Below are 21,316 nucleotides of genomic sequence, written 5' to 3'. Positions count from 1 at the left end.
GGGCAGCCGGGACGGCCACCCGGGTGCCTTTCCGGCCGGGTCAGCCCGCCTTCGGTACGTCCGGCCGGCCGGCCGGCGCGGTGCGGCGCCCCTCGCGCAGCCGCTCGGCCGCCCAGCGGGCCCACTCCTGCTCCAGGGCCCGCTGGCGGACGCCGTACTCCAGGACGAGCCGGCCGCACTCGGTCAGCGCGTCGCGGTCCCAGGCCTCGGAGTCCCGCAGCGCCACCAGTTCGTCGTACTCCTCGGCCGCGGTGTCCGCGTAGCGCAGGAGCCGCGCCGCCGCCTCCTCGGCGGGCAGGAGGCCGAGGAAGAACGTCTGCAGGAGCATCGGGTTGCGCCGCGGCCGGTGCTCCTCCGTCCCGGCCAGCCAGCGCCGCGCCTCCGCGTGCCCCTCGGGGGTCAGCGCGTACTGCTTGCGGCCCCGTGGGCCCTCGTCGGTCACCGTGATCAGGCCGGTGGCGTCCAGCCTGGTCAGCTCGCCGTAGATCTGGCTCTGCCGGGCCGGCCAGACGTGGCCGAGCGAGGTGTCGAAGATCTTCAGCAGGTCGTAGCCGCTGCCGGGGCGGAAGACAAGCAGACCCAAGAGGGCGTGACGAAGGCTCATGTCCGCAACTCTAGCCCTCTTATTCCAGTTCTGACAGGTCGAGCCTCACATTCCTGTCTTGACATGTTGTCGCCGGAGCTTCTACGTTCCACATGTCAGAGATGGAATATCGACTCCGAGGACGCACATCGTGGGCTTCGTGGCTTACGCCCCGGCCGGGCAGGAGCGGGATCTCATGGTTCGGGAAGGCGCGGCGAGCGCGCGTGTCGAGGACGCGGTGCTGACGCGGGCGGCGCAGTCGGGCGAGGTCGCCGCGCTGGGGGTGCTGCTGGAGCGGCACCGGGCGGGCATGCGGGCGGTCGCGCTGAGCGTGCTGGGACGGGCGACGGACGTCGACGACGTCCTGCAGGACGCGGCGCTGACGGCGCTGCTGCGGATCGGGGACGTACGGGACCCGACGGCGGTGGGCGCCTGGCTGCGCATGATCGTGCGCAACGCGAGCCGGTCCGTGCTGCGGTACTCCGCTCTGGTGCAGCCGATGGACGAGCTGCCCCTGCCGTCGCAGGACGCCGGCCCGGAACAGTGGCTGGAGCGCACCGCGGTGCGGGACTGGCTCTGGGCGGCGCTGGCGGAACTCTCCCCGGTGCTGCGCATGCCGCTGGTGCTGCGCTACTTCACCGCGGAGGACGCCTCGTACGAGCAGATCGCCCACGCCTGCGGGATCCCGGTGGGCACCGTGCGCAGCCGGCTCAGCCAGGGGCGGGCCAAACTCGCCGTCGCGCTCGCCGCCACCGCCGACGCCCCGCACGCCGACGCCGGGCAACGGGTCCGGGCCGGCCGGGCCGAGGCGCACCGGATGCTCGACGCGGCCCGGGAGCGGGCCCGCCGGAAGGCGGCCGGCACCACGTCGGCCTCCTGACGGATCACGGACCGTTCACGGACGGATCACGCGGTCCGCTCCGGGGCCAGGCCGGTGAGCGCGTCGCGCAGACCCGCGCGTGAGGTGACGTTCAGCTTCGGGAAGGCGTTGCTCAGGTGCCCGGCCACCGTGCGGGGGGACAGGAAGAGCTGGGCGGCGATCTGCTTGTTGGTCAGTCCCGTGGCGGCCAGCCGCGCGACCTGCAGCTCCTGCGGGGTCAGCAGCGCGGGCCGGCCGGCACCGGAGGCCGCGGTGCCGACGGGAATGCCGCTCGCCCGCAACTCGTTCGCGGCCCGCGCGCTCCACGGCTCGGCCCCGAGCCGCCGGAACGTGCCGAGCGCGGCGTCCAGATGGCCCCGGGCCTCGGCACCCGCCTTCGCCCGGCGCAGCCGCTCGCCGTAGGCCAGGCGGATCCGCGCCCACTCGAACGGCCAGCGTTCCGCGTCGGGGGTGCCGACGGCCCGCCGGAACAGCTCGTGGTCGATGACGTCCGGGGTGGCGACGGCCTCGGCGGCGTCGGTCAGCATGGCCAGCCGCGGGGAGAGCGCGGGGATGCCGGTCCCGCGCACCGCCGCCACGTGTGCGGCCGCCTCGGCGTGCCGGCCGGTGCGGGCCGCGGCCTCGGCGAAGTCCAGGAAGAGCCACAGGGCGTGCGGCAGGCGGGCCGGTATCTCACCGGGGGTGATCACCGACCGCAGGTGGGAGTAGGCGCTCTCGAAGTCCGCCGCGCCGAGCGCGGACAGCGCCCGGATGTGCGCCGCGTACACCCGCAGCAGTCCGAGCCCCCGCGGGTTCCCCCAGGCCACCAGCCGGTCGGCGGTCCTCCGGGCGGTCCCGGTGTCGCCCTGGGCGGCCGCCAGCAGCCCCCGCAGGAACCGGCCCGGCTCCGCCGTCAGACGGTAGTTGTACCTGGTGCACCAGCGCAGGCCCTCCTCGGTGAGCTTCGGCAGGTCGCCCCACTGGCCGCTGAAGTAGGCGTCGTTGGCCAGCAGGAAGAACGCCTCGATGGCCATGGTGATGGCGCCGCCGTCCCGGCCGTCGTCGACGACCCGGCGCAGGGCGCTGCGGCAGCCGGGCAGCCGGTCGACATAGGCGGCGGCGACCGCCGTACGGACGATGCGCCGGGGGTCGGTCTCCCGGTGCAGGTCCGCGACCAGGCCGTCGAGGAGGTCCAGGTCGGCCGGTGCCGCGTGCGCGGGATCGCCGAAGGCCGTGCGCAGCACGCACAGCAGGTGATCGGGGGAGCGCACCCGGGCCTCGGCCATCTCGGCGTCGAAGAGCTGCCACAGCTCCGGCCGGCCGCTGTGGAAGCACACCATGAGCAGGGTGAGCAGCGCCTCGTTCAGGATGTCGTCGTCGGCACCGCGCGGCCCGGCGTGGTTGCGGATCGCGCCCGTCAGCAGCCGGTGGGCGGTGTCCACGTCGCCCTCGCCGTTGACGAGCCGACTGGCGGCCGCGGTCGCGGCGGCGAGCGAACCGCTGCCCACCGGGTCCGCGAGCAGGGCGTTGTCGAGCAGCGCGTGCACGTTGCGGAGGTCTCCGGTGATGTTGGCGCCCAGGCAGGCCGCCTCGGCCAGCATCCGCCCCCGCGCCGCGCCGGTGCTGCTCAGGTCGGAGGCGCGCAGCAGGGTGCTGATGGCCCCGACGGCGTCGCCGCGGCGCAACGTGCGGTAGGCCACCTCGTGCAGCAGGGCGGCCACCTCGTCGTCCGGGCCGACCGCGGCGTTGGCCAGGTGCCGGGCCCGGTGCTCGGACCCCTCCGGGAACTCCCGGGCCAGCGCCAGGTGTCCGCGCCGCCGCTCCGCGCCCGTCGACAGCTCCATCACCGCGGACCGGGTCAGCGGGTGCCGGAAGGCCAGCCGGCCGGTGGCGGAGTCGACCCGCACCACTCCCGCCTGCTCGGCGGGGCCCAGCTCGGCCAGCACATCGCCGCCGCCCAGGGCCCGTTCCAGGATGTGCAGCCCGCCCGAGCCGTCGAGCACGGCGAGCAGCAGCAGCTCCCGGGTCCGCTCCGGCAGGGCGTCGATCCGCACGGCGAAGACCTTCTTCAGCCGCTCGGGCAACGGCAGTACGGCCGGCAGCGGCCCGCGTTCCTGCCGCTGCGCCTCGTTGAGGGTGGCCGGCAGCTCCAGCAGGGCCAGCGGATTGCCGGCCGCCTCCGCGACCAGCCGCTGCCGCACCCGGGGCGACATCGCCGGGAACCGCTCGGCCACCAGCTGGTGCGCGGCCGCCTCGTCCAGCGGTCCGACCTCGTGCGCCGGTATCCCGGTACTGCTCAGAAAGGACTCGTCGCCGGTCCGGGACGCCGCCAGCAGCGCCACCGGCGCGCTGTGGGTGTAGCGGGCGACGGTCCCCAGCACGATGGCGCTGGGCCGGTCGAGCCACGCCACGTCGTCGATCACGATCGCCACCGGCCCGCTGCGCGCGGCCTTCCGGGACAGCAGGACCTGCACCGCGCCCGCGACGGCGAGGAGTTCGGTCGGCCGCTCGTCCGGCGCCCCGCGCACCGCCCGCAGCGTCTCCGCCTGCCACGGGGCCAGTTCGGCGATCTCCACCGCCAGCGACCGGAGGACCTGGTCCAGCGCGGCGAAGCTGACACTCACCTCGAACTGCGAGCCCACCACCCGCAGCACCTGGAAACCCGCGTCCCGCGCCCGCCGCGCCCCCGCGTCAAGCAGAGCGGACTTCCCCACCCCCGCCTCACCGGTCAGCACCAGCGCCCGGCCCCGCGCGGCGGCGGAACCGAAGAACCCGCCGAGAAGCGCCAGTTCCGCCGAACGCCCGACGAGCCGGTCGGCGCCCGGATCTTCGGGACCGGTGCGGTGTTCGCCGACTTCCGCGGCCGGGGGTGTGGGGGAGGACATGCAGCAGTTTCCCATCCTGGTCGGGGCGGACTCGGCGACTGGATGGTGGAACGGCACCGAAAGTTCGGACGTGCCGCAGTGGCATGCGTCACAACGACGGGCGGGCAGACCCGCACGCCCGCGAGGGCGATCAGGCCATCTTGCCGGTACCGCGCACGTCACGGCCTCGTACAGTGGGCCCAGCGAAGCGGTCCGGACCCGGAGCGAAGCCCGACGGCCCGTCACGACAAGGGGAATTCTGTGCGGAACGTGATTCTCGTCCACGGCGGGTTCGTGGACGGATCCGGCTGGGCGGGGGTGCACGAGCGTCTCGTCGACGCGGGATACCGGGTCACCGTCGCGCAGAACGCGAACCGTTCCCTCGCCGAGGACGTCTCGGCGGTCCGGCGGCTCATCGCCCTGCAGGACGGACCGGTGACCCTGGTGGGGCACTCCTACGGCGGTGTCGTCATCACCGAGGCCGGTCGCGACCCCAAGGTGTCCGCGCTCGTCTACGTCGCCGCGTTCGCGCCGGACCGGGGCGAGTCCGTCGACTCCCTGATCGCCGACCCGCCGCCGGGCGCGTCGGTGCCGCCGCTCCTGCCGATGCGGGACGGCTATGTGCTGCTCGACCGCGACCGGTTCCACGCCTCCTTCGCCGGCGACCTGCCCGAGGCGAGGGCGCGGTTCATGGCCGACTCGCAGGTCCCGTGGGGATCCGAGGCGCTGACCGGGACCGTCGGCGAACCCGCGTGGCGGACCAGGCCCAGCTGGTACCTGGTCGCGGCCGACGACCGGATGATCCCGCCGCTGGCCCAGCGGTCGATGGCCGGACGCGCGGGCGCCACGGTCGTCGAGGCGCCCGGCAGCCATGCCATCTATGTGTCACGGCCCGAGGTGGTCGTCGATGTCATCGAACGGGCCACCGCCGCCGGTTGAGACACCCGACGGCCCGAGTCGTGCCCGTGGGACGTCTCCTGTGCGTACGCTGTTCACCGCGCGAGGCACATCGGCGTCCCCGCGCGCAGCACATCGACGAGAGGCCCGACCGTATGTCCGAGTCCCCCGGCACCGAGCTGGCGTCCGAGTACAGCGCGCGGATCGCGCAGGACCTCGAAGTCAACACCCAGGAACAGGACCGCCTCGCCACCGAGATCGCCGCCCTGGAAGAGCAGTTGCGCGCGGTACGGGAGAACAGGATGGTGCTGGAGCGGCTGCAGCAGGCGCTCACCCCGCAGACCACCGCCTCCGTCCCTGTCGCCGCCCCCGGAACGGCCGACGCGGACGCCGACGCCGTCGTGCCGCACCAGCGGACCGAGCCCGTGCCGAACCGCCGTGACCTCCCGAAGCAGAGCCCCGCGGAGCCGAAGCCGAGCCTCGTCGAGGCCGTCCACGCCTATCTCGCCCAGCAGCGCGAGCCGCGGTCCGCGACCGACGTCGCCGAGGCGATCAGGGCCGGCCAGCCCGGCCGCACCATCAAGACGACGGTGATCCGTACGACGCTGGAGAACCTGGTCGCCAGGAACCGGGCCCGGCGCACCAAGCAGGGCAGGGCGGTCTTCTACACCCTGTCGACACAGGAGGGGACCGAGACACCGGAGGCCGGAGCCGGGGCCTAGGCCTTGGCCCGCTCCCCGTTCGTCTCCCGGTTCGTCCGAGACATATGTCCGCCGTCGGCGGCCGAGACACATCATCACACCTGCGGCACACACCGCACAGGGCCGGTGGCCGTCCGCGGACGTGCCGGGGGCGCCGCATGCGCGAACGAACCCACTCGCCGGACGAAAGGGCAGACGGCCCGATGAGCGAGGGCCCGGCGGCGGCCTTCCCTGGTACAACCGGTCTGTGCCGGCCGCCCTCCTGGTGGCGGACCTGCCCGCCCGCATACCCGACTCCCTTGCCCTGAAAGGCATCACAGGGCATCAAATCGGCACAGAGGGGCGGATATTTCATTGGGTCATTTGACGTAAGCCGGTGACCCACCGGCGCCCTAAGGTGCTGAAACGTGCCTGAGAACCAAGCGGATGGAATGTGCGACGCGCTGAGCGCCCCGGTCTCGGCCGTGGTGAGGGCGAGCGACGCGATCCTGGAACACGCCACCGGCGCCTACCTGGAGTCGAGTGCCCGCGTGAAAGTCCTCACCGCGCAGGAGCTGCCCGACGCGGACGTGTCCGTCCTCCTGCTGAGCGCCGTGGACGACGACTGGATCAGGGTCATGCGCCAGGACGCCGCCCGCGCCCCCGGCACCCCCGTCCCGGTTGTGATGATCGCCGACCGCATCACCGAGGGGCAGCTCTCGCTGGCCGTCGAGTACGGCTTGACCAGTTTCCTGTACCGGGGCGACCTGAACCTCGACCGGCTGGTCGACGCCGTCGTCGAGGCGGGCGCCGGGCGCTGCCGGATGCCCGAGGACCTGGTGGCCCACCTGATCGCCGAACTGGGCAACCAGCAACGGCAGCAGACCCTCACCGACCTGTCCCGCAGGGACGGCCTCCTGGTCCGGGAGATCGAGGTGCTCCGCATGCTCTCCGAGGGCATGAACACGGTCGAGATAGCCGACAAAATGAGCTACTCGGAACGCACCATCAAGGGCATCATCCACGAGGCCGTGAAGAGACTGCGGGTCAGGAACCGGACCCAGGCGGTGGCGTACGCGATCCGGACGGGCATCTTCTGACCCTGATGTTCCGACCCCGACGCGTCTTCTGACCGCGGCCCGATGCAGGAAACACCCGCGAAACGGGACGTTCCTAGACTCCGGGACGTGCGCCTGACCGTGGTTGACGCCCCCACCGAGTGGAGCCGGTTCGCCGAGGGCTCCGTCGAACGCCGGATGCTGCTCGCCCTGAGCGACCGGCTCGGCACCGCGCTGCGCCCGAAGCCGCTGATGCTGCCGGACGGCAGCCGCGTCGAGGTCGAGGGGATCGACGCCCCGGGCCGCGTGCTCGTCCAGCTCGTCGCCAACCAGGGCGCCTACAAGCCCGCCTACCGCAACAAGGTCATGGCGGACATGTTCAAGCTGCTCTGGCTGAGGAACTCGGTGCCCACCGCCGAGCGCACGGTCCTCCTCGTCACCGGGGTGATCGTGCAGGCGCTGGGCGGCTGGGTGGCCCGCGCCGCCGCGGATCTCGGCATAGAGGTCTACGTCTTCGACGGCGACACCGTCGTAACACTGCCGAGCCGAACGTAAAGCCGTTGAAACGGACCGCCGTGACCGGGTGAAACACGGGGTTCCTACTGTCGGGGGCACCTAAGCGGATTTCCGCGTGGCAGTTCCGCACTCGCCACGCACGCTCTCCGACTTCCAGGATCGGGCCTTCGTGCTCGCGACATGGATGGGAGCGTGAAGGTGACTGGTACGCCAGCACTCGACCTGCGGTCGGTGCGCCGGGTCTACGGATTCGGGCCGGCCGCGACGACCGCCCTCGACGACGTCCACCTGTCGGTACCGGTGGGCCGCTTCGTCAGCCTGATCGGGCCCAGCGGCTGCGGCAAGTCGACGCTGCTGCGGCTCGCGGCCGGTCTGGAGGAACCCGACCACGGCACCGTCCGGGTGCACGGCGTGCCCCCGGCCGAGGCGTGCGCCGCCAAGATGATCGGCCTGGTGCCGCAGAGCCCGGCCCTGCTGCCGTGGCTGTCGGTGCTGCGGAACGTCAGCCTGCCGCAGAAGATCAACAAGGGTGCGGCGCGCCGCCGGGAACGCATCGCGGGCAGCGCCGAGCGCGCGGCGACCGGTGCCCCGGACATGCGGGAACTCCTGGTCAAGGCCGGTCTCGGCGAGGCCATGCACAAGCTTCCCGCCCAGCTCTCCGGCGGGATGCGGCAACGCGCCGCGATCGTGAGGGCGTTCGGCCTGCGGCCCGACGTCCTCGTCATGGACGAGCCCTTCTCGGCGCTCGACGAGTTCACCCGCGAGAGCCTCCAGGACCAGCTCCTCGACCTCTGGGACGCGTTGCGGACGACGGTCCTGTTCGTCACCCACTCCGTCTCCGAGGCCGTCCGGCTCTCCGACACCGTGGTCGTCATGGCCCCGCGTCCCGGCCGCATCGTCGACACCGTCGAGGTCGATCTGGAACGGCCCCGCGGCGACCGCCTGTTCGGGGAGCGCCGGTTCCACGAGTACGAGGACCTGGTCCGGGACCGGCTGCGCCGGGCCTGGCGCAGCGAAGCCGCGTGACGGAGGCGGGAGCGATGACCGTAGCCGACGAACGTACCGCGCAGGCCGCCACCGGGTCCGAACCGCCCGCCGAGCCCTCCCGTTTCAGCCTGCGGCATCCCCGGTCCCGGATCGCCTGGATCCGCCCCGCCGTCTGGGCGCCGCTCCTCGTGACACTGGCGCTGCTCGCCCTGCTCTGGCAGTGGGGCGCCGACGAACTGCCGTATCTGCTGCCCCCGTTGGGGAAGATCGGCGCCTCGCTCGGATCCGAGTTCGGCTACTACGTCGACAACGCCCTGGTCACCCTGGGCGAGGCGGCGGCCGGCCTGGGCACGGGGTTCGCCGCCGCGTTCGTCCTCGCGGTGCTGACGAGCGAACTCCCGCTGCTGCGGCGGGCCGTCATGCCGATCGCGGTCGTCCTCAATGTGACCCCGCTGGTGGCGATCGCGCCCGCCCTGGTCGTCGCCTTCGGCTTCGGCCCGCTGCCCAAGGTCGTCATCGCGGCCCTGATCTGCTTCTTCCCGATCCTCATCAACACCGCCGCCGGACTGCGCTCGGTGCCCCGGCAGGTGCTCCAGGTGTACCGGACGATGGACGCGGGCCGCGTCGAACTGCTCTGGTACGTCCGCATCCCGCACGCGCTGCCGTTCCTGTTCGCCGCGCTGCGCATCGTCTTCCCGCTGTCGATCATCGGCGCCGTCGTGGCCGAGATGTCGGCGTCCGGCTCGACCCGCGGCCTCGGCACCGTGATCAGCGTCGCCTCGTCCATGAACCAGCTCCCCGTCGTATACGCCGCGATCCTCGTCCTCGCCGTCATGGGCGTCCTGCTGCTGCTCGCCGTGACGCTGGTCGAGCGCCGCGTCCTGCACTGGCACGACAGCACGGACGACTGACCGGGCCCGCGCCCGCACCGCCCCGCCCGGGAGCCCACGAGGGCCGGGGCTCCGGCGGCCCGTGCCGTCATCCATCCCACGCATCAACACACCCGGCGGACACCGCCAGTTGGGAGTCACCCATGCAGTCACGCCTCGCCAGATCCGGCCTCGCCGCTCTCGCCGCCGTCGCCCTGACGGCCGTGGCCGCCGGATGCGGGTCGGGATCCGACGCCACCACCTCCAAGGGCTCGGAGGGATCCGCGATCTCCACCGGGCGCTGCGCCGAGAACAAGGCCGCCGGCAAGATCACCTACCTCTCCGGCTACCAGTACCAGTCGTCCGCGTCGATCCTCGAATACATCGCCGCGAGCAAGCTCGGCTACTTCAAGGACCTCTGCCTCGACGTCACCCTCAAACCCGGCACCGGCGACACCTCCCAGAACACCAAACTGCTCGCCAGCGGACAGGCCACCGTGAGCCCCGTCGCCGAACAGGACGTCATCCAGGCCCGCGCCAACGGGATCGACATCACCGGCGTCTCCTCGTACTCCGACGCCGGCCTCGACATCCTGATGACCAACAAGGACATCACCGACCTCACCCAGCTCGACGGCAGGACCGTCGGCCACAAGGGCTATGTGCCCGCCTCCGTCCGGGCGATGCTGGTCAAGGCCGGCGTGAAGTGGGACTCGCTCAAGCTGGTCAAGGAGGGCTACGACCCCTCCGTACTGCCCCGCAAGCAGGGCGGACTCGAAGCGCTCACCGGATTCGTCTCCAACGAGCCCAACCAGCTCAAGGCGGCCGGCCACGACGTCACCGTCTGGAAGCCGGTCGACTACGACGTCCCCAGCTCGCTCGGCGCGATGGCCGTCAACCCGGCCTTCGCCAAGGCCCACCCGCACGCCGTCGAGGACATCCTGCGCGCCGCCCTGCACGCCTACGCCTACTGCGCGGCGAGCGCCGCCCACATCACCGAGTGCGTCGGCTACGCGGCCGGCCTGTCGGGACCGACGTACGACAAGAAACTCAACGCGACCATCTGGCAGACCGAGACCCAGGTCGTGAAGGACAACCCCACGCCCGGACAGCCGCTCGGCGCCATCGACCCGAAGAACGTCACGGCGCTCGTCGCCATGCTGCACCAGTTCGCGATCGTCCCCGCCGACGTGACCGCGGACAAGGCCGCGGCATGGTTCGACACGTCGTACGTCAAGAACATCTACACGGACGACAAGCTCGTCTGGCCGGCTCCCTGAGCGGCAGCGCCCCGTAAGGGGGCGCGGGGCTGTATCAATGTGCGGCTCCGCCGCGTGGGCGCGACCAGCCCCCACGGCGCCGCACCCGACCGACGACCCACACCGGCCCGCACCCGCAGGAAAGGCCCGCAACGTGCCCACGAAAGAGTACGGAATCTTCCTCCCCATCGGGAACGGCGGCTGGATGCTCTCCACCACCGCCCCCCACCCCGAGGCGAGTTACGCCTGGAACAGGCGCGCCGCCGTGCACGCGGAGACCATCGGCCTCGACTTCGTGATGTCGATGGCGAAATGGCGCGGCTTCGGCGGCAGCACCGACCACTGGGGCCGCTCGCTCGAATCGATGACCATGATGGCCGCCCTCGCCGAGGCGACCAGCCGGGTGAAGATCTGGGCGACCCTGCACGCGAACGTCCACAACCCCGCCGTCGCCGCGAAGATGTTCGCCACCCTCCAGGACATCTCCGGCGGCCGCGCCGGCATGAACATCGTCAACGGCTCCTACGCGGGGGAGTTCGAGCAGTTCGGCGAGTGGGACCCGGACCTCAGCCACGAGGACCGCTACCGGATGACGGAACTGTGGACGGAGGCGGTCACCCGGCTGTGGACCGAGGACTCCGTCACCCTGCGCACCCCGTACTTCGACCTCGTCGACTGCGAGTCCCGGCCGCGTCCGGCGGTCCGTCCCACCCTCATCAACGCGGGCCGCTCCGAGGACGCCCGCCGCTTCCAGGCCCGGTACGCCGACGGCGCCTTCCTCGCCGCCGAGAGCCTCGACGAGATGCGCACGCTGTCGACGGACGTCCACGAACGGGCGGCGGCGGCCGGCCGGGTCTGCAGGACCTACTCCATGCTCACCGTCGTCCAGGAGGAGACCGACGAACTCGCCGCCAAGAAGGTCAGGGAGTGGGGCGCAGGCCTCGACCGGGAGGCCCTCGCCCACATGCGCAGCACCTGGGGCATCCCCGAGGACCAGGCCCGCGCCTGGGCCGACGGGGCGGACGGGGAGGCCGCGTTCCAGACGCCCTACGTCGCGGGGTCGGCGAGCACCGTCACCGACCACATCGAGTACATCGTGCGCGAGGCCGACCTGGACGGGCTCATGCTGATCTTCCCGGAGTACGACGAGGACATGCTGCTGTTCGGCGAGACCGTGCTGCCCGAACTGCGGGCCCGGGACGGGGTGACCGCCTGATGCCCGGCACCGGCCCCGGTCTGCGGGAGAGACAACTCGCCCACCTCGCCCGGCCCGGCAGCGGGCCCGCGCTGGTCGTGGTCGACGTACAGCGCGACTTCGCCGAACCGGACCGCGTGGCCGCATACGGCCCGACGGACGACGGTCTCGCGGCCCTCGACCGGGCCGTCACCCGCGTCGAGTACCTCGTCCAGGGTGCACGCGAACTCGAAGTGCCCGTCGTCTGGGTCGAGTTGGGCAGCGACCCGGCTAGGCCGTGGCGGGCGGGCAACTGGCTGCGCGGCGGCGACTACGACGCTCCCATGGGCCCGGACGAGCCGTGCGTGCTCGGCTCGGCGGGCGCGGAGTGGTACCGGGTGCGGCCCGCCGAGGGGGAGGAGCGGGTCGTCAAGCGCGGCTACAGCGGGTTCCTCGGCACCGACCTGGACGCGCGGCTGCGCGCGGCCGGCCGTGGCTGGCTCACCGTCGTGGGCCTGACCAGCGAGTGCTGTGTGTACGCGACCGCCCAGGACGCCGTACAGCTGGACTGGCCGGTCGTCGTCCCCCGGGACGCCACAGCCGCCTACGACCTCGACGTCCATGCCGCCGCCCTGGTGCAGCTGGCACTGAACGTCGCCGTACTCGGTGACGCCGACGAGGTCGTCGGCCTGTGGAAGCGGGGCGCCCGGTGACCGGCATGCACATCGGTTTCGACCTCTCCTTCACCCACACCGAGGGCGCCTGGGCCCGGCCCGGCTCCTGGACCGGTACGGACTTCCCCGACGTCCGCCTGTACATGGAGCTGGCCCGGACCGCCGAACGCGCGGGCGTCGGCCTGCTGTTCTTCGGCGACGGCAGCGGCATCCCCAGCACCTGGCGGGGCAGCATCGCGCCGGCCGTGGAGTGGGGCATCCAGTGGCCGCGCCACGACATGTCCCCGGTGATCGCGGCGATGTCCACGGTCACCGAACGGATCGGCTTCGGACTGACCTACTCCTCGACCTTCATGCACCCGTTCTACGTCGCCCGGCTGCTGAACTCGCTCGACCACGTCACCGGCGGCCGTGTCGCCTTCAACGTGGTCGCCTCCACGCGCGGCGCCGACGCGGCGAACTACGGCTTCGGCGAACTGATGGACCACGACCTGCGCTACGAGCGGATGGAGGAGTTCGTCGCGGTCTGCCGCGCCCTGTGGGACTCGGTGGCACCCGACGCCATCGTCCGCGACCGGGCCACCGGCCGCTTCGCCGACCCGGCCAAGGTGCACCCGATCGACCACCAGGGCCGCTTCTTCACGGTCAAGGGCCCGCTCGCCTCCGTACCCAGCCCCCAGCACCATCCACTCATCGTCCAGGCGGGCAACTCGCCCCGCGGCATAGCCGCCTCCGCCCGCTTCGCCGACCTGGTCTTCGGCTTCGGCGGTCACCTCGCCGCCCAGCAGCGGCACCGCAAACTGCTCGACGAGGCACTCCTCGCCGAGGGCCGCGACCCGGCCGGCGTCGGCATCCTGTGGGCCACCCAGGTCATCGTCGGCCGTACCACGGCCGAGGCCCGGGCCCGCCGCGACGCGGCCCTCGCGTTCTGGAACGAGGAGACCGTCGCCACCCACCTCTCCCACAACATGGGCTACGACCTCGCCACGCTCCCGGAGTCCTTCCGCCTCGGCGAGCTGCGGGACGCGATCGTCGCGGCCAACGCCAGCCCGGCCGGCCTCGTCGGCTCGCTCGTCGCGGAGTTCGGCGCCGAGCACGCCATGAGCCGCGCGGAGTTCTTCGCGCACGGCCGCAGCAGGGCGACGGGGCTCGACCACGGCATCGCCGGCGACCCCGCCACCGTCGCCGACGCGCTGGAGGAGAACTTCGCGGCGACCGGAGCGCGCGGCGGCTACATGTTCTCCAGCCCGCTGGCCATGCCCTCCGGCTTCGCCGACATCGCCGAACTGCTCCTCCCCGAACTGCGCCGCCGCGGCAGCCTCGCCCCGGCCTACCCCGGCACCACGCTGCGCGAGAACCTGGCGGTGTGAGATGACCGCAGGCAGCGAGCGGCGCGACCGGCTCGCCCTCGCCGGCATCTGCGCGGGCTTCTTCATGCTGCTGCTGGACAGCACCGTCACCTCGGTCGCCCTGCCCGCGCTGATCAGCGGCCTGCACACCACCGAGACCCTCGCGATCTGGGTCAACAGCGGCTACCTCGTCGCCTGCGCGGTCCCCCTGGTCGTCGCGGGCCGGCTCGGCGACCGCCACGGCCCCCGGCGCGTCCTCCTCCTCGGCCTCGCGGCGTTCACGCTCGGCTCGCTGCTGTGCGCGCTCGCCCCCACCGCCGGGACCCTCATCGCCTGGCGGGTGGTCCAGGGCATCGGCGCCGCGCTGATGACCCCGCAGTGCCTCACCCTCATCAGGGCCCTGTTCCGGCCGCCGCGCCTCGCCGTCGCGCTCGGCGTGTGGGGCGCGGTCGGCGGGGCGGCGGTGGCCGTAGGCCCGCTGGTCGGCGGCCTGCTCGTCGCCGTGGGCGGCTGGCCGGCGGTGTTCTGGGTCAACGTGCCCGTCGGCATCGCGACGGCCGCGGCCGTGGCCGCCTTCGTCCCCGCCCTGCCCGGCCACCCGCAGGCCGCCGTGCCCGTCTGGGCGATCTGCGCGAACGCGGCCGGTGCCGGGGCACTCGTCCTCGGCGTCCAGGGCACGGACGCGGCCCGCGCCGACGTGTGGGGCGTCCCGCGCTGGCTGCTCGCCGCCGCCGGCACGCTGCTCGTCGTGCTGGTCGTACGGCTGCAACGTCGCTCCGGGCAGCGGGCGCTGGTGCCGATCGCCGTGCTGCGCAGCCGCGGCTTCCGCACCGCGGCCTGGGGTGCCGCCGCCGCGGCCTTCTGCTCGGGCTCGGCGATGATCCCGCTGATGCTGTACCTCCAGGGGGAACGCGGGCTCGCTCCCGGCACGGCGGCACTCACCCTCGTACCGATGGGTGTGGTGTGTGTGCTCGGCGCCCCGCTGTCGGCCCGCCTCAACAACGGGATCGGGACTCGCGCGGTGGCCGTCGTCGGCTCCGCCGCCCTCGTCCTCTCCGTCGGCGCCGCGGCGGCACTGGTCGCGGCGGACGCGCCGGTCCCCGTCCTGACCGCCGTCCTCGCGGTGTACGGGGTCGCCAACTCGTTCGTCTGGTCGCCCTTCTCGATCGCCGCCGTGACCACGGTCGCCCCGGACGACGTCGGAGCGGCCTCGGGAACCTTCAACGCCATGAAACAACTCGGCGCGGTCCTGGGCAGCGCGGTCTGCGCCGTCCTGCTGACCGGGTTCGGCTACGCGGCCACCCTCGCCGTGCTCGCCGCCGTCGGCCTGCTCACCCTCCTCGCCGCCGCCCTCCTCCGACCGGAGTCGCCCGATGAAGACCGTCGCCGCCGTCGACAGCCTCCGCCCCGCCCAGCGCGGCCCGACCGCGCGCGACGCGGCGACGTCGAGGGCCGCACGATGACGCCCCCGGAAGGCTTCACCTCGGATCCCGGCGCCATACAGGGGGCGTTCTCCGCGTTCCCGTCCGGTCTGGCCGCCCTCTCCGCACGCGTCCACGGCGAACCGACCGCCATGATCGTCTCGTCGTTCGCCGTCGGCGTCTCGCACCGCCCGCCCATGGTCTCCTTCGCCGTCCAGCACACCTCGACCACCTGGCCGGCACTCGCAGCCGCCCGGACCATCGGCGTCTCCGTCCTCGGCGAGGAACACAGCGGCAAGGCCCGCCAGCTCGCCTCCCGCAGCAAGGAGGGCCGCCTCGCCGGCCTCCGCACCCGGGAGTCGGCATCGGGCGCCGTCTTCCTGGAGGGCGCCCCGATCTGGCTGGAGTGCACCGTCGAGCACACCTACCCGGCCGGCGACCACGACATCATCGTGCTCCGCGTCCTCGCCCTCCTGACGGACGACGACCGGAGCCCGGTGGTGTGGCATCGGCGGGAGCTGAAGATGCTGGCGGGATGAGGAGGGGGCGACGGACCCTGCCCGTCGCCCCCTCCTCATCCCGCACCGCCGGTCAGGTGACGGGCGGCTCGATGTCCGCGTCGATCGGGCGCCACGCCGTGACCGACCGGGTCATGGGGTGTTCGGCGCCGAGTTCCTTGCTGCCCCGGGCTCGCTGTTCGGCTTCCCTGTGCAGCTGATCCGCCTCGTCCGGCTGGACCTGACGGAGCAGTACGGCGAGGTTCGAGGCTCCGGCGATCGCCAGATAGTGGTCGGCGCCGAGTACCTCCTTCAGCCCTTCGTACGCTCCGCGAGCCATCTCGACGGCCTCCCTGCGGCGGTCGTTCTCCGACAGGTCCGTCGCATGGTTCAGCATGCAGGTGAGGGTGTACGGGTGCTTGGAGCCGAGCAGGTGCCGCAAGCGGTCGAGGGTCTGCTCCGACAGCCGGAGCGCCTCCTCCCGCTCACCGGTGAGGCGCAGCAGGACCGCCAGGTTGGTGGCGCTGGTGAGGGTGAACACATGGTCCGCGCCGAAGCGTCGCTCGTAGCGGTCGAAGGTGTCCTTGGCGAGGTTCCGCCCGTCGACGGCGTCGCCCCGGTCGTACCGGTCCGAGCAGAGGTTCGTGGCGACGGCCAGGGTGTCGGGGTGGTCGTCGCCGAGGATTTTCCGGCACTGCTCGTACGTCTCGTTGGTCAACGGGTAAGCCTTCTGGAAGTTGCCGAGGCGGCGGTGCAGGATGGCCGCCCCGAGCGAGGCCCGGATCGTGACCAGGTGATCGTCGCCGAGCGCGCGCCGGCTGCGCTCCAGGGTGTCCTCGATGAGTTTCAGCGCCTCGTGGAACTCTCCCGCGGCGCGCAGGTCGCGTGCGTAGTTCGTGGCCGAGTTGAGGGTGGTGCGCTGGTCCGGGCCCGAGATCTCCTGAAACTGCCTGAGGACGTCGCGGTTGGTCCTGCGCGCGTCCTCCCGGTTGCCGGAGAGGAACTCGGACACGGCGAGGTTGTTGGCCGCCTGCAGCGTCCGGATGTGGGATTCGGAGTACACGCGACGTGCCCGCTCCAACGTCTCCCGGTCGCTCTCCATGGCCTCCTCGTAGCGTCCCGCGCCGCGTAGGTCGGCGCCCAGGCTCATGGCCGCGTTGAGGGTGTACATGTGGTCCTCACCGAGGACGCTGCGTCCGCGTTCGTAGGCGTCGCGGGTGATCTCGAAAGCCTCGGGCAGCCGCCCCTGGTCGCGCAGGGCGTTGCCGAGCTCGGTGCGCAGCTGGATCACCAGCGCGTCGTCGTCCCCGAACTGCGCGGACCAGGTGGCCAGCACGCGCCCGGCCGTCTGACCGGCCGTCGCGGGGTCGCCGCTGCGCCACAGATAACGGACCGTGTCACAGATCCACTGCCGCACCTCGGCGTCTTCGCTCTCCTCGGCCTGTGTGGGCCGCAGGTGAGGCAGCAGCGCCGCGTACTGACGCCAGTTGCCGGCCTCGTCCGGGTTGGCGGGGTTGCCCTCGCCGAGGACGGCGTGGACGCGCTCGCGCATCTCCTGCTGTTCCTCGGGACCGAGCTGATCCCTCAGGACCCGCTGGACCAGCCGGTGCAGGGTGAGGGTGTTGGCGCGTTCGTCGATCTGCGCGAGCCCGTTGCGCTTGATCTCCCCGTACAACGGGATCATCATCTGCCGGTTGGCCAGGCTCGGGTCAAAGCGCTGCAGCAGTCTGCGGGAGGCCTTGTTCTCGAGCAGGCTCTGCGGGATGGGATCCGGTCCGAAGAACGCGCACAGCTGGAGGAGCGCGGCGGCCGCGGGCATCCGCTCCCGCAACTGGTTGAGCGAGAGCAGCCAGGTGGCTGCTGCGGGAGTCGGATATTCGGGCGCAGGCTGACTGCGCAGGATGTCGGTCATCTGGCTACGAAGCATCTCCACGTAGGTGTCCACGGACAGGGCCGACTGCTGGAGCGAGGCCGCGGCGAGGCTGACGGCGAGGGGGAAGTCCCCCAGCTCCTCCGCCACCCGGTCCGCTTCCGCCCATTCCAGGCGGCGGTTGTAGCGGCGGAGCAGGTCCACGCTCTCGTCCCGGCTGAAGAGGTCGACCTCAAGGCGCTCCGCGCGCTCGTCCCACCCGGGGTTGCGGGAGGTGATGAGGACATGTCGGCCCGGTCCGCTCTCGGGAAGCAGCTCGTTCAGATCCGCGGCGTTCTCGGCGTTGTCGTAGACGAGAAGCCACCGGGCGTGCGGAGGCGTGCCCTGGCGCAGGCTGTCCAGCACGTCGCTGCATATGGCCCGCAGGTCCTTGCCGCCGATGGCCAGTCCGAGGTGCCCGGCCAGTGCGCTGAGGTCCTGGCGGATCTGCTGCTGCTCCGAGGCGTTGATCCACCAGACCACGTCGTAGTCCGATGCGAACCGGTGCGCGTACTCCAGGGCGATCTGCGTCTTTCCGACACCGCCGAGCCCGTAGAGGGCCTGGGGCAGCACGGCGGTCGCACCGCCCGAGAGCAGACTGTCCCGCAGCCGTTCGATCAGTGTCCGGCGGCCGGTGAACACGGCGTTGCGCTGGGGAAGCCGGGACACTTTCGGAGGAGTGCCCGGGAGCCTGGTGGACGTGACCGCGCTCGCCGCGATGCGGCCGGCACCGCCTCCGGACTGCTGGTCCCGGTCGGCGGTGGTCAGCAACCGGAACACGGCCTCTTCGGCGGAGACCCCGACGAGACTGACGGCCGGGGACGTCGTGGAGAACCCCGCCGGCAGCGAGGAGTCGTCGACGCGCACCGGGATGACCATGCCGTTCTCGCCGTTCGGATCCCTGCGGCTGACGCGCTGCCAGATGTCCCCGGCCTGCTTCAACTTCGTGTAGCGGGGGGAGAGCAACACGACGAGCCGCGCTACGCCGGCGAGGGTGCGTTCGACGTCGTCCCGTGCCGTGGAGGCGGCCGAGAGATCCGCGGCCTCGACCGGTGCGAGCTTCGCCTCGAAGCCCGCCGCCCGGAACGTGGCCGCGGCCCAGTCCGCCCACAGACGGTCCGGTGCCGCGTAACTGATGTAGAAGTCCTTGCGGCTGATGGGCGAGTTGCGTTCGTACTCCCTGCGCAGCCGCTGCCGGTAGGTCTCGGACATGTTGCTCAGCCGGGTCACCCGGTTGTCGGTGAGCCGTGCGGTGAGCCGTTCGAAGGCGGCGAGCAGCGTACCGTCCTGACGGCGTTCCCCGACGGTGGCGGGGATCTCCTCGTACGCGTAGCTGGCCTTGTACGGGATCTCGACGCTGTTCCAGTAGACGTCGCGCTCGTCCTCGGGCATCCAGTCCAGGTACCGGGCGAACAGACTGCGGGCCTGGTAGCGCCCGGCCTCCAGGCGGTCGCGGCCGGCGTCCTCGACGCGCATGGGCACCGGCACGATCCGGATGTCGCGCTGGGGGTTGGACTGCAGGCGGATCGACTCCGCCACCTGGACGGCGCCGTTGACACCCTGCCGGCTCAGGGTGAAGCAGTCGACCACGATGTCGGGCAGCACCATCGTGCAGATGCCCGCCGTGTCGCTGAAACCGGTCCTGCTGTCGATCAGCACGTAGTCATAACGCGCCGCGAGTTCCTCACGCAACGCGGTCAGCAGATTGTTGCCACCCACGCGGTAGAACATGCCCCAGTCGAAGGTGCCGACCTTGACGGCGTACGTCGCCGGGTCCTGCGCACCGGCCGGCAGCAGGTCGAGTTTCCCGCCGGGCGGAAGCCGCAGGTCCGTTCCCACGATGTACTCGTCGATCCGGGCATGCTGCCGCAGGTCGGCGACGTCGGGCAGCGGAGGTGCGAGCGTGCCGCCGCTCTCGGACCGGGAACCGACGGTCTGCGCCTTCGCCTTCTCGGCGAAGCTCTGGACCAACTCGATCACGCCCGAAGTCTCGGTGAGTTCGGGGTCGGCGAGCAGCGGCTGCAGGTACGTGTGGAGTCCTGGGGCCTCCAGGTCCCAGTCCACCACGAGCACGCGCAGGCCGTTGCTGGCCAGGATCCAGGCGGTGTTGACCAGCGCCATGGTGCGCCCTGTGCCGCCCTTGAAGGAGTAGAAGGTGATGATGGTGCCCCGGCCGCGGTCGTCATGGGTCATCGGTCCTGCTCCTTGCTCCGGCTCTCGAAGGTATGGGGCGGATGGCGGGCACGGCGTTCAGGATGGGCAATGGCGCGGGGGCGGTCCGGTGTACCTCCTCTTCTCCCAGGAAAGAGAAGAGGTGGTTGCTCGCCTTGGCAACGACCGCATGGAGGAGGGCGTCGAAATCGTCTGACAAAGCACCCAACTGGACCAACGGCAAGGGCTCGCCGGCGCCGCTCGCCCAGTTCAGGGGGAACGCGCCGCGGACCGTCTCCCAGTAGGCCTTGCTCTGTGACGAATCACCTGCCTCGTCCGCTCCGCACGGGACGATGACGACGCTGCCGGGATGGTTCTCCCGGTCGTACGCCCGAAGGGCGCTTCGATACGCCTCGTCAGCCGCGGCCCACGCCTCCACCAGGAGGATCGCGACCTGTCCCTGTGCACGGGCCCTTTCGAGGTGCTGACCGAGCAGGTACGAGACCGTCTCGGTCCGTACGGTCAAGCCGCTCTGCTCCAGAAGGTGCTTCGCGTGCGGGGCCAGCGGTTCCCCGTGCTCGGCGTGGAACGGATTCCAGTCGGCGGGGCTGTCGCCGTGGCACGGGCACCGGAGGTCCGCCGAGTGCGGATGCGCCGTCGCGGCGGTCCGCGCGGCCACCAGCAGCACGGCGTGGCTGCCCGGCGCCGCGAGGTCGGACGCCGAGGGGAACGGGCCCGCGGCTTCCGGTGCCTTGAGATCGAGACCCTTCGCCATGGGGATGCGGAAGTGTTCCGCCGCGATCAGCACCTGCTGTGCGAGGAGCTTCACGATCCGCCGGTACTCGCCGCCCGGATCCATGACCAGAAGACGCCTCAGCCCCGACCGGGCGTAATCCTCGCCGAAGTCGATGTTCTCGTACTGTATGTGGTCGGCGCCGGAGGGCACGGCCGGTACGGGCTCCCACAGAACCGGGATGAGCGCTCGCGCGTCCACTCCCGTCACCTCGCGCAGGGTGCGCTGCCGGTCCTCGAACGCCTTCCACTCCCTGCCGCAGAAGTCGCTGCGAAAGTAGTCCGGGGTGTACAGGGCCACCATGGTGCGACAGTGACCGACGGCATCGCTCAGGCTGGCGTTCCAGTCCTGGCCGACCTGAAGGGACAGGACGTCCAGGTAGGGCCGGCCGAACGGTTCGCCGGTCTTCGCGCGTAAGTCGCGCAGTTCGGTGCAAAGATCGTCGTAAAACCGCTTGATCAGGACCCGGGGGCCCCGCCTGCGCGCATAACTCAGGAAGAAATACGGTTCCAATGAGTCCCTGACCTGCAGCTTCCGCGGGGATCACGTGGTGAAGCGGGTCACACTGCGCGCCTTGGAGGGTGTCCGGCGCCGGCGGAAGCGAGCACGAAACAATGGACCTCCACACCTCATCACCCCCCAACCGGTACCCCTCAGACCTTGCTGTGACAGAGCAGTGCCGAGACAGCAGACGATACCCCCCTTGTCCCGCGCGGTATCCTGGTCGGCGGCGTCCGAGTTCATATGCACTATCCCCATCCCCAAAGCGTTCAACT

Annotated in this window: 16 protein-coding genes; 12 read left to right on the top strand and 4 right to left on the bottom strand. The window is 71.7% G+C overall.

Features of this window, described 5'->3' with window-relative positions; genetic code table 11:
* Positions 1-40: 40 nt before the first annotated feature.
* Complete coding sequence (locus ABT137_RS17500; RefSeq protein ID WP_351709370.1) at positions 41-604, bottom strand: PadR family transcriptional regulator; 564 nt, start codon at positions 602-604, stop codon at positions 41-43.
* A gap of 130 nt (positions 605-734) precedes the next feature.
* On the opposite strand from ABT137_RS17500, the gene ABT137_RS17495 reads away from it, so the two are divergent.
* The gene (locus tag ABT137_RS17495; RefSeq protein ID WP_351709367.1) at positions 735-1,463 is read left to right on the top strand and encodes an RNA polymerase sigma factor; all 729 of its coding nucleotides are present in this window, start codon (positions 735-737) and stop codon (positions 1,461-1,463) included.
* A 26-nt stretch (positions 1,464-1,489) separates the two neighbouring features.
* On the opposite strand, the gene ABT137_RS17490 is transcribed toward ABT137_RS17495, so the two are convergent.
* Positions 1,490-4,327 carry an ATP-binding protein gene (locus ABT137_RS17490; protein ID WP_351709364.1) on the bottom strand — a complete coding sequence of 946 codons (2,838 nt, stop codon included), beginning with the start codon at positions 4,325-4,327 and terminating at the stop codon, positions 1,490-1,492.
* A 240-nt stretch (positions 4,328-4,567) separates the two neighbouring features.
* Here ABT137_RS17490 and ABT137_RS17485 point away from each other — a divergent pair, with 240 nt between their 5' ends.
* From ABT137_RS17485 to ABT137_RS17435, 11 genes are all read left to right on the top strand, one after another.
* Positions 4,568-5,245, top strand: a complete 678-nt coding sequence (locus tag ABT137_RS17485) for an alpha/beta fold hydrolase (RefSeq protein WP_351709361.1) — start codon at positions 4,568-4,570, stop codon at positions 5,243-5,245.
* Positions 5,246-5,358: 113 nt separating this feature from the next.
* Positions 5,359-5,925: a hypothetical protein gene (locus ABT137_RS17480; protein WP_351709358.1), complete on the top strand. Its 567-nt coding sequence runs from the start codon at positions 5,359-5,361 to the stop codon at positions 5,923-5,925.
* 386 nt (positions 5,926-6,311) lie between these two features.
* Positions 6,312-6,983: a helix-turn-helix transcriptional regulator gene (locus tag ABT137_RS17475; RefSeq protein WP_351709355.1), complete on the top strand. Its 672-nt coding sequence runs from the start codon at positions 6,312-6,314 to the stop codon at positions 6,981-6,983.
* 87 nt (positions 6,984-7,070) lie between these two features.
* A complete protein-coding gene (locus tag ABT137_RS17470; protein WP_351709352.1) occupies positions 7,071-7,496 on the top strand; it encodes a hypothetical protein in 426 nt (141 codons plus the stop codon).
* A gap of 159 nt (positions 7,497-7,655) precedes the next feature.
* Positions 7,656-8,483, top strand: coding sequence for an ABC transporter ATP-binding protein (locus tag ABT137_RS17465; RefSeq protein ID WP_351709349.1), 828 nt, complete (start codon positions 7,656-7,658; stop codon positions 8,481-8,483).
* 14 nt (positions 8,484-8,497) lie between these two features.
* Positions 8,498-9,355 carry an ABC transporter permease gene (locus tag ABT137_RS17460; RefSeq protein WP_351709346.1) on the top strand — a complete coding sequence of 286 codons (858 nt, stop codon included), beginning with the start codon at positions 8,498-8,500 and terminating at the stop codon, positions 9,353-9,355.
* A gap of 122 nt (positions 9,356-9,477) precedes the next feature.
* Complete coding sequence (locus tag ABT137_RS17455; RefSeq protein ID WP_351709343.1) at positions 9,478-10,593, top strand: ABC transporter substrate-binding protein; 1,116 nt, start codon at positions 9,478-9,480, stop codon at positions 10,591-10,593.
* 133 nt (positions 10,594-10,726) lie between these two features.
* A complete protein-coding gene (locus ABT137_RS17450) occupies positions 10,727-11,788 on the top strand; it encodes an LLM class flavin-dependent oxidoreductase (protein ID WP_351709340.1) in 1,062 nt (353 codons plus the stop codon).
* The gene (locus ABT137_RS17445) at positions 11,788-12,459 is read left to right on the top strand and encodes a cysteine hydrolase family protein (RefSeq protein ID WP_351709337.1); all 672 of its coding nucleotides are present in this window, start codon (positions 11,788-11,790) and stop codon (positions 12,457-12,459) included. The genes ABT137_RS17450 and ABT137_RS17445 overlap by 1 nt, the downstream gene beginning before the upstream one ends.
* Before the next feature lie 5 nt (positions 12,460-12,464).
* The gene (locus ABT137_RS17440; protein ID WP_351709959.1) at positions 12,465-13,790 is read left to right on the top strand and encodes an NtaA/DmoA family FMN-dependent monooxygenase; all 1,326 of its coding nucleotides are present in this window, start codon (positions 12,465-12,467) and stop codon (positions 13,788-13,790) included.
* Between the two features lies 1 nt (position 13,791).
* Complete coding sequence (locus ABT137_RS17435; RefSeq protein ID WP_351709334.1) at positions 13,792-15,729, top strand: MFS transporter; 1,938 nt, start codon at positions 13,792-13,794, stop codon at positions 15,727-15,729.
* Between the two features lie 52 nt (positions 15,730-15,781).
* On the opposite strand, the gene fxsT is transcribed toward ABT137_RS17435, so the two are convergent.
* Both fxsT and ABT137_RS17425 read right to left on the bottom strand, forming a co-directional pair.
* Positions 15,782-19,789, bottom strand: a complete 4,008-nt coding sequence (fxsT, locus tag ABT137_RS17430; protein ID WP_351709331.1) for an FxSxx-COOH system tetratricopeptide repeat protein — start codon at positions 19,787-19,789, stop codon at positions 15,782-15,784.
* Positions 19,779-21,053: a TIR-like protein FxsC gene (locus tag ABT137_RS17425; protein ID WP_351709328.1), complete on the bottom strand. Its 1,275-nt coding sequence runs from the start codon at positions 21,051-21,053 to the stop codon at positions 19,779-19,781. Before ABT137_RS17425 ends, fxsT begins: the two co-directional genes overlap by 11 nt.
* Positions 21,054-21,316: the final 263 nt, after the last annotated feature.

This window comes from Streptomyces sp. NPDC001980 (assembly GCF_040296885.1).
Lineage (GTDB): Bacteria > Actinomycetota > Actinomycetes > Streptomycetales > Streptomycetaceae > Streptomyces.
This window is presented reverse-complemented; position numbering and strand designations above follow the sequence as displayed.

Bases quoted from the DNA above. Each gene is read 5' to 3' on its own strand.
- ABT137_RS17445 (WP_351709337.1), top strand. From the start codon at position 11,788: ATGCCCGGCACCGGCCCCGGTCTGCGGGAGAGACAACTCGCCCACCTC.
- ABT137_RS17490 (WP_351709364.1), bottom strand. From the start codon at position 4,327: ATGTCCTCCCCCACACCCCCGGCCGCGGAAGTCGGCGAACACCGCACC.
- ABT137_RS17500 (WP_351709370.1), bottom strand. From the start codon at position 604: ATGAGCCTTCGTCACGCCCTCTTGGGTCTGCTTGTCTTCCGCCCCGGC.
- ABT137_RS17480 (WP_351709358.1), top strand. From the start codon at position 5,359: ATGTCCGAGTCCCCCGGCACCGAGCTGGCGTCCGAGTACAGCGCGCGG.
- ABT137_RS17435 (WP_351709334.1), top strand. From the start codon at position 13,792: ATGACCGCAGGCAGCGAGCGGCGCGACCGGCTCGCCCTCGCCGGCATC.
- ABT137_RS17455 (WP_351709343.1), top strand. From the start codon at position 9,478: ATGCAGTCACGCCTCGCCAGATCCGGCCTCGCCGCTCTCGCCGCCGTC.
- ABT137_RS17460 (WP_351709346.1), top strand. From the start codon at position 8,498: ATGACCGTAGCCGACGAACGTACCGCGCAGGCCGCCACCGGGTCCGAA.
- fxsT (WP_351709331.1), bottom strand. From the start codon at position 19,789: ATGACCCATGACGACCGCGGCCGGGGCACCATCATCACCTTCTACTCC.
- ABT137_RS17440 (WP_351709959.1), top strand. From the start codon at position 12,465: ATGCACATCGGTTTCGACCTCTCCTTCACCCACACCGAGGGCGCCTGG.